We start from the raw sequence: 13,521 nt of genomic DNA, 5'->3' as shown, positions 1-13,521 counted from the left end.
TGCCCCGATGACCACTTTCCACCCGATCTCCCGCCTCGCTCCCTCGCTGCTGGCCGCCGCGCTGCTGCTCGCCAGCACCGCCTCGGCCCAGCAGACCCTGCTGCATCCGCCGCAGCAGCGCATCAGCGACCAGGCCATCCATGCCGACCTGGGCGCCTACGAGGCCACCCAGGGCCGCATCCAGGCGCTCAACGATGGCGGCCGCCCGATCCGCGACTACCACTTGGCCAAGGCGCAATGCTGGCTGGATGTGTCCTTCCACGAATACAGCCGCAACGACCGCAGCGACTTCCCGCAGCAGGCACTGGGCGAATCGGAGAAGCTGATCGTGGGCATGGAGCAGGGCGTCCAGCCGCTGCCCACCGACACCCCGCTGGTGAACAACGCCAAGTACCTGCGCGATGACCTGTGGCAGCGCCTGCGCGTGCTGCACCAGGCCCCCGGGTTCAGCTGCGCGCAGCAGCAGGTGGCCTGTGGCGAGGTCGAACTGGTGCATGCCGGCAACGAGTTCAACCAGCAGCAGTGGCGGCATTCCAAGCCCTACATCCAGATCGCCGAAGAGCTGGTCAACGACGCCGAAGCCGCCGCACGCCAGTGCGATGTCGGCGCAGCCGCGCCGGTCGCGGCGGCCACGCTGGTGGCCAACGTGCTGTTCGAGTTCGACCGCGACGGCTACCGCGACATCCGCACCTATTCGCTGGAAAGCGTCGACCGCGCGCTGGCCAGCATCGCCGCCGAGTCGTTGCCGCTGCAGGGCATTGCCCTGGTCGGGCATGCCGACCGCATGCAGGGGCGTGGCTTCGATGCCAACCAGGCATTGTCCGAGCGGCGCGCGCGCACCGTGCGTGAACTGCTGGTCGGGCGCGGCATCGACCCGGCACTGATCCGCTACGAGTACCGTGGCGATACCCAGCAGGTGCAGCAGTGCGACGGCGTGCGGCCGCGTGCGGCGCTGCTGGAATGCCTGTTGCCCAATCGCCGGGTGGAAGTGCGCTTCGAGGTGGCGCGCTGAGCGGTGCCGCCTAGTACCGGTGTTTGTTGACGGTGCCGGCCGCCGTCCCGGCCGGGGCCTGCCGCTGCGGCTCGGCGCGCGGTGGTGCCCAGGGCATCGGCCGGCTGCCGGCCAGGGTCACCCAACCCAGCGCCATCGCCTGTTCCGGGTCGTGCAGCAGGCTGTACAGATCCACGTCGGCGCCGGCGGTTTCGCCCCAGAGACTGGCCCAGGCGTTGTGGCCGCTGCGGCGTGCGCTCTGCAGGGCGCGGTCGGCCGCGCGCAGGCTGTCGTCCAGCTGCGCCGCACGGCCGGCGAACAACGGCAACGGGGCCACGCCCAGGCTGGCGCTGAGGGTGATGGCCTGGCCGGGCTGGGCTTCCACCAGCAGCCGCTCAATACTGATGCGCAGGTGATTGGCCAGCGCCTGCGCGGCAGCGGCAGTGGTGTCGTGGCGGGCGACCAGGAAGCTGGCACCGCCCCAGCGGGCGACCAGGTCGCGGCGGTCCACCGCCTGCACCAGGCAGCGCGCTACCGCGCGCAGCAGGCCATCGCCGGCGGCCTGGCCGTGGCGTTCGTTGAAGGCCTTGAAATCATCGATTTCCAGCAGGACCAGCGCGCTGCGCTTCGGGCCGGCATGTTCGGCGGCGTCGGCCAGCCGATGCTCGGCCTCGCTGCGGTTGGGCAGGCCGGTCAGCGCATCGGTGCGGTTCAGCGCCGACAGCTCATGGCGCTGGCGGCGCAGCCGCAGCACCAGCGTGGTGGCGATCACCAGCACCGCCAGCAATGCCACCACGGCGCTGTTGCGCAGCACCCGCACGCGGCCCAGGTCCTGCTCGGCGTTGACCTGGGCCGGATCGATGCTGCGTTCGGCGGTGGCCTGCAGTTTGGCCAGCTGGTTGAGGGTGTCGCCCTTGCTGCGCGCCTGGTCCATCTCGCGCGCCTGGCGCGCCGCCCGCAGGGCCTGTTGGCGGTGGCCAAGCACGGTGTGCGCATCGCCGAGCAGGTCCAGCCCGTGGCGGACCTCATCGCTGAACCGGCCAGCCTCGGCCAGTGCCTGGGCCTGTTCGGCCAGTGCCAGCGCCTGCATGTCCTGGTTGCGGTCCAATGCCAGCCGGGCCAGCCGCTGCAGGGTGACGATCCGGCCCTGCTGGTCCTGTTTCTCCTGCCAGGCCAGGGCCCGCCGCAGCCCTGCATCGGCGGCGGCATACTGGCCCTGCGCGCGCTGGATCTCGGCACGGTGGCTGGCGATCCGGTACAGCAGCACGTCCTGGCCGTTGAGCCGCGCACCGATCGCCTCGGCGCGCGCGAACGCGCTCAGGGCTTCCTCATGGCGCTGCATCTGCAGCAGCGCGTAGCCCACGTTGTAGTGGATCAGCAGGTCGCCCGGGTTGGGCGGGCGGCGCAGGTGCTGGCTGAGCGCGGCGGCTTTCTGCAGGTAGGTCAATGCGCCCTGCGCGTCGCCCATGGCATCGCCACGGATCATCGCGATCTGCATCAATGCACTGATCTGGGCATGCACATCGCGGGCGCGCACCGCTTCGTCGAGGGCGTCGCTGGTCAGCGCCAGCGCCCGCGCGTGTTCTCCCTGCCACAACAGCAGGTGCGCGGCCATCGATTTGGCCCGCAGCCGGTCTTCGCTGCTGGCATCGGCGCGCTCGGCGGCGGCCAGCAGCCGTGCCGGCAGGGCGGTGGTCTGTTGCAGCTGGCCCTGCGCGCGCAGCGCGATGCCCAGGCAGCCGGTCGCGCCGATCTCCACCGGCGTCGGCAACGCCGGGCGGGCCAGCAGGGCGCGGGCGATCTGCAGCGAAGTCTGCGGCGTGCTGGTCAACAGTGCGTGGCACTGCTGCACCTGGTCCATCAGCGGCGCATTGTCGACGGGTTGCGCCCGTGCCGGCAGGGCGAGACAGGCGGCAAGGCATAGCAGCGCAGACAGACTGCGACGGGCGAGCGGCAAGCTGGGCATGGTCAACGGCGTCCTGGCGGCGATCAGGCCTGGCCCAGGGCGGCTGCAGTGGCGCTGCAGCCGGCGGCAGCCGGATCGTGGACGGCTAATATAACGCCGTTATCGACACAACTTGACGTATTCGACCCGTCTGGAGTGGCCGCGCATGCCTGAACCCGTTACCCCCGCTGTCTCCCTGCCGGATCGGGCCATGCTGCCGCGCGGCCTGGGCGCGCGCACCGATGCCATGCTGTGCGGCCTGTGGCTGCTGCTGGCCGGCTTCCATCCACTGATGGCCTTCTGGCTGTTGCAGGGGCCAAGCGTGGGCGTGGACAGCATGGTGCCGGTGCTGGCCGGATTGCAGCTGCTGCTGTGCGTTGGCTGCCTGGTCGTGCAGCGGCGGGGCCAGGGCGTGGCGGCGGCCGGTGCCTTCGTGCTCGGGCAGTTGCTGCTGCTGTCGGTGGCCTATGGCTACTGGGGCCTGGCCGCACAGGTGCGGCAACAGTTGCTGCAGGTGGTGCCGATCCTGCTGGTGGCCGCGCTGCTGGGCGCGCGGCCGTTGCGTTGGGCAACGCTGTGGCTGTGCGCTGTGATGGTGGCCGGGGCCTGGGTCGACCTGGCCGGCAACCTGTTCCGCAGCGAGCGGGTGCCGCAGGTGGTGGTCCAGCTGGGTGCGTGCGTGTTCGGCAGCGCGCTGGTGGCCTGGCTGCTGCACCACAGCGTCACCGCACTGCGTGAAAGCCTGCAGCTGGCCGAGCAGCATGGCGCCGACCTGGCGCGCAAGCGCGACCAGCTGCAACTGGAGATGCAGGAGAAGGAACGTTCGCGCGACCAGTTGGTGCACGCGATGAAGATGGAGAACGTGGGCCGCCTGGCCAGCGGCATCGCGCACGATTTCAACCACCTGCTGGGGCTGATCCACGGCTATGTGGCCAAGGCCCGCCGCAGCCAGGATCTGCCTGCCGTGGCCGAAGCGCTGCAGGGAGTGGACTCGGCGGCCCGCCGCGCCAGCGCGGTCAGCCGCCGCCTGCTGGATTTCAGCCGGCTGGAGGCCGGCCGGCCGCAACTGCTGGATGCCGCCGATGCCATCGAGGCGATGGCGCCGATGCTGCGCCAGGTGTTCGATCTGGGCATCGCGTGCCGGGTCGATACCGGCCAGGTGCGTTGCCGCATCCATTTCGACCCGGCACAGCTGGAGTTGATCCTGCTCAGCCTGGCCGTCAACGCCAGCCAGGCCATGCCCGACGGCGGCAGTTTCGACCTGGAACTGGCGCTGGTGGCGGAGGGGGGCGAGCTGGCCATCCGCGCCCGCGACACCGGGCAGGGCATGAGCGAGGAAGTGCGCGCGCGCTGCCTGGAGCCGTTCTTCACCACCAAGCCGGTCGGGCAGGGCACCGGCCTGGGCCTGGCGGTAAGCGCCAGCCTGGTGGCCGCGGCCAGTGGCCGGATCCAGGTGGAGAGTCGCAGCGGCCACGGCACCTGTGTCGAGATCCGTTTGCCGGCCCTGGCGCTGGAGTAGGCGGCAGCGGCCACACCGGCCATTGTCACCGGCAACGGTGGTGACCTACCCTGCCTGCTGCTTTCAGGGAAACACGCCACGTGGTCTCCAGCTGGATCCTGCTGTTGGTATCGGTGGCCTATGCCGCGCTGTTGTTCGGCGTGGCATGGTGGGGAGACCGACGGCCGATGTACCCCGACCGGCCCTGGCTGCGCCCGGTGGTCTACAGCCTGGCCCTGGCGGTGTACTGCTCGTCGTGGACCTTCTACGGGGCGGTCGGCACCGCGGTACGGCATGGCATCGGCTACCTGCCGATCTACCTGGGCCCGCTGCTGCTGTGGTTGTTCGGCTGGCGCATCATCGAACGCCTGGCGCTGATCGCACGCAGCCAGAACGTGGTGTCCATCGCCGACTTCATTTCCTCGAGGTTCGGCCGCTCGCGCCGGTTGGCCGCGCTGGTGGCGGTGATCGCGCTGATCGGCATCGTGCCGTACCTGGCGCTGCAGTACAAAGCGGTGGCGATGAGCCTGCAGGTGCTGACCGGCAATGTCGGCCCCACCGGTTTCTTCACCGACCCGGCGTTGTACGTGGCGCTGCTGATGGCGTTGTTCGCCACGCTGTTCGGCACCCGCCAGGTGGATGCCACCGAACACCACCACGGCATGATGCTGGCGATCGCGCTGGAGTCGCTGATCAAGCTGATCGCGATGGTGGCGCTGGGCCTGTTCGCCTACCTGTGGCTCAACGACCGTACCGACCGGGTGCTGCAATCGGCGCATACGCTGTTTGCCGGGTTGCCGCCGGTGGGCTTCATCTCGCAGACGCTGCTCAGTTTCCTGGCCATCATCTGCCTGCCGCGCCAGTTCCACGTGGCGGTGGTGGAATGCGGCGACGTACGCGATGTGCGCCGCGCGCGCTGGATGTTCGGCGCCTACCTGGTGATCATCTCGGCGATGGTGATCCCCATCGCCACCGCCGGGGTGACCCTGTTCGGCACCGGTGGCAGCGTCGCCGACGACAGCATGGTGCTGGCCCTGCCGCTGGCCGAAGGGCGCAAGTTCCTGGCGCTGGTGGCCTACGTGGGCGGCTTCTCGGCGGCCACCGGCATGGTCATCGTGGCCTCCATCGCACTGGCCACCATGGTCAGCAACGACCTGGTGATGCCGGTGCTGCTGCGCCGCAGCGGCGACCACCAGGAAGCGGCCGATGTCGCCTCGCGGGTGCTGTGGATCCGGCGCACGGCGATCCTGCTGCTGGCGCTGCTGGCCTACAGCTACTACCGCGGCAGCAGCAACGACAGCACGCTGGCTTCCTACGGGTTGATGGCATTCGCCGCGGTGGCGCAGTTCGCGCCCGGGCTGATCGGCGGCCTGTACTGGCGCGGGGCCAGCCGCAAGGGCGTGGAGGTCGGCATGCTGCTCGGCTTCGCCACCTGGGCCTATACCTTGTTGTTGCCCGCGCTGACCCATGCCGGCTGGATGGACCCGGCATGGCTGCAGGGCCCGTTCGGCATCGCCTGGCTGCAGCCGCAGCACCTGTTCGGGATGAGCGGCTGGGACCCGCTCACCCACGGTACGTTCTGGTCATTGCTGGTCAACGTGGCCGCGATGGTGCTGGTGTCGGTGCGCTGGCGCCCGGGCGTGGACGAGCGGCTGCGCGCCGCGCCGTTCCTGGACCCGTATGCGCAGCGGCCGTCGGTGGTCGGTGCCTGGCCCGGCCATGTGCATGTCGAAGACCTGTTGGCGCTGGCCTCGCGGGTGGTCGGCGACCGCCATGCGCGGCGTTCGTTCCTCGAACAGGCCCAGTCGATGGGGCGCGAGCTGCAGGCCTCGGCCCCGGCCGACCGCGCCTGGGTGCAGTTCACCGAACGCCTGCTGGCCGCCTCGATCGGCGCGGCCTCGGCGCGGTTGCTGCTGACCAGCCTGCTGCGCGGCTCGGGCATGGACCTGGGCGAAGTGGTGGCGGTGCTCGACGAGGCCGGCCAGGAACTGCGCTTCAACCGCGAAATCCTCTCCACCACGCTGGAGAACATCAGCGCCGGGGTCAGCGTGGTCGATCCGGACATGCGCCTGACCGCCTGGAACCGCCGCTACCAGCAGATGTTCGGCTACCCCGATGGCATGCTCTACGTGGGCCGCCCGGTGGCCGACCTGATCCGCTACAACGCCGAGCGCGGCGAACTGGGCGAGGGCGAGATCGAGGTGCAGATCAACCGCCGCATCGGCTATATGCGCGCCGGTTCGCCGCATATCTTCGAGCGCACCCGCAGCGACGGCAAGGTGATCGAGATGCGCGGCCAGGCGCTGCCCGGTGGCGGCTATGTCACCAGCTACAACGACATCACCGACTACAAGCACGCCGAGAAGGCCCTGCTGGAAGCCAATGAAACCCTGGAACAGCGCGTGGCCGAACGCTCGCATGCGGCCGAGGCCGCACAGCAGTCCAAGACGCGGTTCCTGGCCGCGATCAGCCATGACGTGCTGCAGCCGCTGAATGCCGCGCGGCTGTTCGCCTCGGCGCTGCGCGACAGCCACCACAACAACGAAGAACAGCGGCACCTGGCCGAACGCGTGGATGCTTCGCTGCGTGCCGCCGAAGAACTGCTGGACGGCCTGCTGGACGTATCGCGGCTGGACGCCGGCGGGCTGCACCCGGTGATCGGCGATTTCGACGTAAGCCTGCTGATGCGCGAACTGGCCGCGCAGTATTCGCCCGTGGCCGCCGGGCGCGGCCTGCGCATGGACCTGTCGGCGCGCCCGGCCTGGGTGCGCAGCGACCGCCGCCTGTTGCGCCGGGTACTGCAGAATTTCCTGGCCAACGCGCTGCGCTACACCCGGCAAGGCCGCATCGTGCTGGCGGTGCGCCACCGCGGCGACCAGGTGGAACTGCAGGTGTGGGATACCGGCCCGGGCATTCCCGCGCACCACATGCAGCAGATCTTCGATGAGTTCCATCGCTACCAGCAGCCGTTCGACTGGGGCGAGCAGGGCCTGGGCCTGGGCCTGTCGATCTGCCAGCGCATCTCGCGCCTGCTCGACCACCGGCTCAATGCGCGCAGCCGGGTCGGTACCGGCAGCATGTTCTCGATCATGCTGCCGCGGGTGGAGGCCCCCCTGTTGCCCGATCCGGCAAGCTCGCCGCCGACACCGCCGCCGGTGTCGCGCACCGATTCGCTGGCCGGCATGCGCGTGCTGTGCGTGGACAACGACCAGGAGATCCTCGATGGCATGCGCGCGCTGCTGGGGCGCTGGCAGGTCGAGGTGATCACCGCCAGCACCGTGGACCAGGCATTGCAGAAGGTGGACGAACGCCCGGACGTGATGCTGGTGGATTACCACCTGCACGACCGCCTGGATGGCCTGGATACGCTGGTGGCCCTGCGCGACAAGGCCGGGCGCGCCATCCCGGGCGCGCTGCTGACCGCCGACGGCCGCGATGAACTCAAGCGGATGGCGCGCGAGCGCGGCTACCGGCTGCTGACCAAGCCGATCAAGCCGGCATCGCTGCGTGCGTTCCTGGCCGCCTTCCACGACACCCGCGGCGACATGTAGCCGCGCCGGCATGGCGGCGCGCGGTCAGCCCATCGCGCCGTTGAGGTGTTCGTACAGGATGGTGGCGCCGATGATGATCAGGATCACGCCGCCGACGATCTCCGCGCGCCTGCCGGCCATGTTGCCCAGTACCCGGCCGAGCATGATCCCGCAGGTGACCATGGTCAGCGTGCACAGGCCGATCACCAGGGCCACCACGCCGATGTTCACATCGAGGAAGGCCAGGCCGATACCCACCGCCATCGCATCGATGCTGGTGGCCAGGCCGGTCACCGCCAGCCGCCAGAAACCGTGGTGCCTGCTGCTGTCTTCCTCGTCGGCTTCGTGCTCGGAGCGGAGGCCGTTGATGATCATGTGCACGCCCAGCGCACCGAGCAGGCCGAAGGCGATCCAGTGATCGAAGGCCTCCACGTACTGCAGGGCGGCGCGGCCGAGCAGCCAGCCGATCACCGGCGTGATGCCTTCGATGACGCCGAAAATAAGGCCGGCGCGCAGCGCATCGGAGAAGCGGGGCTTGCGCATGGCCGCGCCCTTGCCGATCGCCGCGGCGAAGGCATCGGTGGACATGGCAAAGCCGATCAGCAGGATCGAAACAGGAGACATCGGGGTACGCGGCAGGTCGGGCGATGGCGGGCAACGGACCGCGGACGCGCCCAACCTGTCGTTGCGCACGCGGACCGCTGGTCTCGCCAACCAAGATGGTTGCCCGCACCACGGCGCACTGGCCGAGCATGTTGATGCGGGCGATTCCTTCAGCAGGAATCCGGCTACTCCCCAAGGGGACGCGAAGCTTAGCACCGGGTGCGCGGATTGCAGCGGCTACGGCGAATTGCGCAGGTAACTCTGGAATTCATAGCTCTGGCTATAAGGCAGTGCCGGTAGGGTCGCGCCCCAGCCGACTGCCGATGGCGCCGCAACGTTCGGCAGGGCATGACCTTTGAACAATGCCGCCGGCATTCCGGCATCGCGCCATCCACGCATGGCGTGGATCTACTCCTCTTCGGGCGGCAACACGATCTGCTCGTCGTCGATGGCCAGCTTGCCGGCCATCAGCACCGCCTGGGTACGGTTGGTGACGCCGAGCTTGCGCAGGATCGCGGTGACATGGGCCTTGATGGTCGCTTCGGAGACGTTGAGGTCGTAGGCGATCTGCTTGTTGAGGCGGCCGACGCCGAGCATCTGCAGCACGCGGAACTGCTGCGGGGTCAGTTCGCGCAGGCGCTGGCCGATCTCGCGTTCCTCGCGCCCGGTCGGCGGCACGGTGTGCGCCTCCGGCGGCGCCCAGGTCTCGCCATCCAGAATGGTGCCCAGCGCATGGCCGATGGTGTCCGAATCGGCGGATTTGGGGATGAAGCCGAACGCGCCATGGTCCAGCGCGCGACGCATCACGGTCGGCTCTTCGCGCGCGGAGACCACCACCACCGGCAGCTGCGGGTGCAGCGCACGCATGTGCACCAGTGCGTTGAAGCCCTGCGCGCCGGGCATGTTGAGGTCCATCAGCACCAGGTCGGCGTCGGTGTGCTGGTCGGCCAGCTGGTACAGCGCTTCCACGCTGTCGGCTTCATACAGCTGCACACCGGGAATGACCCGTTGCACCGCGCCGCGAAGGGCTTCGCGGAACAGCGGGTGGTCATCGGCAATCAGGAGGGTTGTCATGGGGATAGCTAACCAGATGGAGCCGGCAGGCACCGTGACCGTGTGCAGGATTGCGTTCCAATGGTGACCCGCGTCCCTCCACGCGGATCACCACGGGCCCCATCCTGGGCCGCCACGGTGAAGGGTTATTTCACTTTTCGTTCTTCCACCAGCGAGGCCACTACCGACGGGTCGGCCAGGGTCGAGGTGTCGCCGAGCTGGTCCGGCGCGTTCTCGGCGATCTTGCGCAGGATGCGGCGCATGATCTTGCCAGAGCGGGTCTTGGGCAGGCCCGGCGCCCATTGCAGGTGGTCGGGTGCGGCGATCGGGCCGATCTCCTTGCGCACCCAGGCCACCAGTTCCCTGTGCAGCTCCTCGCTCGGCGTTTCGTCCGCGATCAGGGTGACATAGGCATAGATGCCCTGGCCCTTGATGTCGTGCGGGAAGCCGACCACGGCCGCTTCTGCCACCTTCGGGTGCGAAACCAGCGCGCTTTCCACCTCGGCGGTACCGATACGGTGGCCGGAGACATTGATCACATCGTCGACGCGGCCGGTGATCCAGTAGTAGCCGTCGTCATCGCGGCGGCACCCGTCGCCGGTGAAGTAGCTGCCCGGGTAGGTGCGGAAATAGGTGTCGATGAAACGCTGGTGGTCGCCGTAGACGCTGCGCATCTGGCCCGGCCACGAATCGCGGATGATCAGGTTGCCTTCGGTGGCGCCGTCCTTGATTTCGCCATCGGCATTGACCAGCGCCGGCTGCACGCCGAAGAACGGCAGGGTGGCCGAGCCCGGCTTGAGGTCCACCGCGCCCGGCAGTGGCGAGATCAGGATGCCGCCGGTTTCGGTCTGCCACCAGGTATCCACGATCGGGCAGCGGCTGTCGCCGATGACCTCGTAATACCAGCGCCAGGCTTCCGGGTTGATCGGCTCGCCGACGCTGCCGAGCAGGCGTAGCGACGCGCGCGAAGTGCGCTTGACCGGCGCATCGCCTTCGCGCATCAACGCGCGGATCGCCGTCGGTGCGGTGTAGAAGATGCTGACCTGGTGCTTGTCGATCACCTCCCAGAAGCGCGAGGTGCTGGGGAAGTTCGGCACGCCCTCGAACATCAGCGAGGTGGCGCCGTTGGCCAGCGGCCCGTACACGATGTAGCTGTGGCCGGTGACCCAGCCGACGTCGGCGGTGCACCAGTAGATGTCGTCTTCGCGCAGGTCGAACACCGCCTCGTGGGTGTAGGCCGCATACAGCAGGTAACCGCCGGTGGTATGCAGCACGCCCTTGGGCTTGCCGGTGGAACCGGAGGTGTAGAGGATGAACAACGGATCTTCGGCGTTCATCCGCTCCGGCTCGCACTGCGCCGGCTGCGGATCGACCACATCGTGGAACCAGCGGTCGCGCGGGGCCTGCATGTCCACCGCACCGCCGGTGTGGCGCACCACCAGCACCGTTTCCACGGTGGTGGTGCCGGGCAGCTTCAGTGCGGCATCGACGTTGGCCTTGAGCGGGATCTTCTTGCCACCGCGCAGGCCTTCGTCGGCGGTGATGATCAGCTTGCTGCCGCAGTCGATCACCCGGTCGGCGATCGAGTTCGGCGCAAACCCGCCAAACACCACCGAGTGCACTGCCCCGATGCGCGCGCAGGCGAGCATGGCCACGGCCGCATCGACGATCATCGGCAGGTAGATGGTGACCCGGTCGCCCTTGACCACGCCGAGGTTGCGCAGCGCATTGCCCAGCCGGCAGACGCGCTCATGCAGCTCACGGTAGGTCACGCCCCTGGAGGGCGCGTCCGGGCTGTCCGGCTCGAACAGCAACGCCACCTTGTCGCCGCGCTGCTGCAGGTGGCGGTCCAGGCAGTTCACGCTGGCGTTGAGCTCGCCGTCCTCGAACCATTTGATCCGGAAGTCATCGAGGTCGTAGCTGACGTTCTTGATCGTGGTCGGCTGCTTGAACCACTGCAGGCGCTGCGCGGCCTTGCCCCAGAATGCATCCGGGTTCTCTACCGACTCGCGGTAGAGCGTGTCGTAGGTGTTCTTGTCAATGCGCGCCCTGGCGGAAAAATCCGCCTTGACGGGGTAAAGATCGGCCATGGCACCCTCACTTGCACTAGGACTTGGGTTGTGCGATCGCAGCATAACCCGCGATCCATCCCCCTCAGTTTGCCGCATCCGCCCGCCTTCGCGTTGCCTGGGGGCATAGACCATGGTCGTAGCCGGGAGGGCGGTTGGTCACGGACCGGGGCATCCCGACCCCGAGGCATCCCGACCTATGGGGCGCGACTCAGGGCATCCGGGCCATGGGCACGAGCCGGGGCAGCCCGACCATGGGTCGGTCCTACCCAGCTGCCTGCGGCGCCCGGGTCGTACGACCAATGGCCAATAGCGGGATGCGTCAATCGGCCGCACTGTCGGCTCGACCGTGCCCAGCGCGGCGTTCGCATTGCCACCCGGGAGAGAGGGCAACATGAGCCACCGTTTACTTAAGACGACACGCCGGCCATTGGCGGCCGCCCTGTTCGTTGCATTGATCGCGCCAGGCGTGGCGTGGGCCGACACCGCCAAAGAGAAGGCGCTGGAAGCACGCATCGCCGAGCTGGAGCGCCAGGTGCAGATGCTGGTATCCACCAGCCAGCAGCAACAGACCCAGATCAGCCAGGCGCAGACCGACGTCACCGCGGTGAAGACGGTGCAGGCCCAGCAGCCGCTGGCCGCGCAGGTGCCGGCCGGCAAGCAGCCGATCCAGGTCACCACCATCACCCCGGGCGCCGCGCCGGGCACCACGGTCAAGATCGGCGGCTTCATCAAGGCCGACTTCATGGCCACCCAGACCGGCGACGGCCAGCTTGCCGACGATGCTACCGGCCGTGCGCTGTACCTGCCGGGGCAGACCCCGGTGGCCGGCGCCGGCGGCAGCGGCGAGCGCTCGGACGTGGATTACAACGCCCACGCCAAGTTCTCGCGCTTCAACCTGGGCATCGACAACGTCAGCGATGCCGGCAACAAGGCCGGTGCGTTCTTCGAGATGGACTTCTTCGGCAACTCGCTGGGCAACCAGACCGCCACCAACACCTATGGGGTGACCCTGCGCCACGCCTACATGTACTGGAACAACTGGCTGGCCGGCCAGACCTGGTCCAACTTCATGGATGCCGCCTCGCTGCCGGAAGCGGCCGATTTCGTCGGCCCCACCGACGGCGTGCTGTTCGTGCGCCAGGCACAGATCCGCTACACCCAGGGCGGTTTCAGCGTGGCCCTGGAAAACCCGGAGACCACCGTGCTCACCGGCGCCCGCAACCTGGTGACCGGGGCCTGGACCAATGCGTCCAGCAACTCCGACCGCGGTTCGCTGCCGGACCTGACCCTGCGCTATGGCTGGAAGGGCGACTGGGGCACCTTCGGCGTCGGCGGCGTGGTGCGGCAGCTGAAGATCGACAACCAGACCACCGGCGTCAACGTCGACAAGATCGGCGGCGGCCTGACCCTGGGCGGCAAGTGGGTGATGGGCGGCAGCGATACCCTGCATTACCAGCTCAGCGGCGGCGAAGGCATCGCCCGCTACGTCGGCCTGGGTATCACCGCCGACACCGCCTACGACGTGGCCCGCGACGAACTCAACCCGACCGGGGTACTGGCCGGCTACGTCGGCTGGCGCCACGCCTTCACCCCCAAGCTGCGCACCAACCTGATCTATGCGCGCAGCGACTACGACAACGACGGCAGCCTGGGCCCGCTGGTCACCAAGAGCGTGCAGAGCATCCGCGGCAACGTGTTCTACACCCCGATGCCCAAGGTCGATATCGGTGCCGAGTACATGTATGGCGTGCGTGAGATCGAGGATGGACGCAAGGGCGACATCAACCGCCTGCAGTTCACCACGAAATACAGCTTCTAGAAAATGTGTG

The 13,521-nt window shown here is 68.6% G+C and carries 8 protein-coding genes; 4 read left to right on the top strand and 4 right to left on the bottom strand.

What is annotated here, in order from left to right:
• Positions 1 to 7 precede the first annotated feature (7 nt).
• A complete protein-coding gene (locus IC535_RS14175; protein ID WP_228887087.1) occupies positions 8 to 1,012 on the top strand; it encodes an OmpA family protein in 1,005 nt (334 codons plus the stop codon).
• Between the two features lie 10 nt (positions 1,013 to 1,022).
• On the opposite strand, the gene IC535_RS14170 is transcribed toward IC535_RS14175, so the two are convergent.
• Positions 1,023 to 2,852, bottom strand: a complete 1,830-nt coding sequence (locus IC535_RS14170) for a tetratricopeptide repeat-containing diguanylate cyclase (RefSeq protein WP_228887086.1) — start codon at positions 2,850 to 2,852, stop codon at positions 1,023 to 1,025.
• Between the two features lie 250 nt (positions 2,853 to 3,102).
• On the opposite strand from IC535_RS14170, the gene IC535_RS14165 reads away from it, so the two are divergent.
• Together IC535_RS14165 and IC535_RS14160 are read left to right on the top strand one after the other, a co-directional pair.
• Positions 3,103 to 4,455 (top strand): sensor histidine kinase, encoded by a 1,353-nt coding sequence (locus IC535_RS14165; RefSeq protein ID WP_228887085.1) that lies wholly within the window; start codon positions 3,103 to 3,105, stop codon positions 4,453 to 4,455.
• Between the two features lie 80 nt (positions 4,456 to 4,535).
• Complete coding sequence (locus IC535_RS14160) at positions 4,536 to 7,985, top strand: hybrid sensor histidine kinase/response regulator (RefSeq protein WP_228887084.1); 3,450 nt, start codon at positions 4,536 to 4,538, stop codon at positions 7,983 to 7,985.
• Between the two features lie 24 nt (positions 7,986 to 8,009).
• On the opposite strand, the gene mntP is transcribed toward IC535_RS14160, so the two are convergent.
• The 3 genes from mntP to acs form a co-directional block, all read right to left on the bottom strand.
• Positions 8,010 to 8,588, bottom strand: coding sequence for a manganese efflux pump MntP (gene mntP / locus IC535_RS14155; protein ID WP_228887083.1), 579 nt, complete (start codon positions 8,586 to 8,588; stop codon positions 8,010 to 8,012).
• Between the two features lie 387 nt (positions 8,589 to 8,975).
• Positions 8,976 to 9,641 (bottom strand): response regulator transcription factor, encoded by a 666-nt coding sequence (locus IC535_RS14150; protein WP_228887082.1) that lies wholly within the window; start codon positions 9,639 to 9,641, stop codon positions 8,976 to 8,978.
• A gap of 125 nt (positions 9,642 to 9,766) precedes the next feature.
• Complete coding sequence (gene acs, locus IC535_RS14145; protein ID WP_228887081.1) at positions 9,767 to 11,710, bottom strand: acetate--CoA ligase; 1,944 nt, start codon at positions 11,708 to 11,710, stop codon at positions 9,767 to 9,769.
• Positions 11,711 to 12,083: 373 nt separating this feature from the next.
• Here acs and IC535_RS14140 point away from each other — a divergent pair, with 373 nt between their 5' ends.
• A complete protein-coding gene (locus IC535_RS14140; RefSeq protein ID WP_228887080.1) occupies positions 12,084 to 13,511 on the top strand; it encodes a DcaP family trimeric outer membrane transporter in 1,428 nt (475 codons plus the stop codon).
• The last annotated feature ends 10 nt before the right edge of the window (positions 13,512 to 13,521 follow it).

Origin of the sequence: Stenotrophomonas rhizophila, assembly GCF_020857975.1 — a bacterium.
Classification (GTDB): domain Bacteria; phylum Pseudomonadota; class Gammaproteobacteria; order Xanthomonadales; family Xanthomonadaceae; genus Stenotrophomonas; species Stenotrophomonas rhizophila_C.
This window is presented reverse-complemented; position numbering and strand designations above follow the sequence as displayed.

Bases quoted from the DNA above. Each gene is read 5' to 3' on its own strand.
- IC535_RS14175 (WP_228887087.1), top strand. From the start codon at position 8: ATGACCACTTTCCACCCGATCTCCCGCCTCGCTCCCTCGCTGCTGGCC.
- IC535_RS14170 (WP_228887086.1), bottom strand. From the start codon at position 2,852: ATGGACCAGGTGCAGCAGTGCCACGCACTGTTGACCAGCACGCCGCAG.
- IC535_RS14165 (WP_228887085.1), top strand. From the start codon at position 3,103: ATGCCTGAACCCGTTACCCCCGCTGTCTCCCTGCCGGATCGGGCCATG.
- mntP (WP_228887083.1), bottom strand. From the start codon at position 8,588: ATGTCTCCTGTTTCGATCCTGCTGATCGGCTTTGCCATGTCCACCGAT.
- IC535_RS14150 (WP_228887082.1), bottom strand. From the start codon at position 9,641: ATGACAACCCTCCTGATTGCCGATGACCACCCGCTGTTCCGCGAAGCC.
- acs (WP_228887081.1), bottom strand. From the start codon at position 11,710: ATGGCCGATCTTTACCCCGTCAAGGCGGATTTTTCCGCCAGGGCGCGC.
- IC535_RS14140 (WP_228887080.1), top strand. From the start codon at position 12,084: ATGAGCCACCGTTTACTTAAGACGACACGCCGGCCATTGGCGGCCGCC.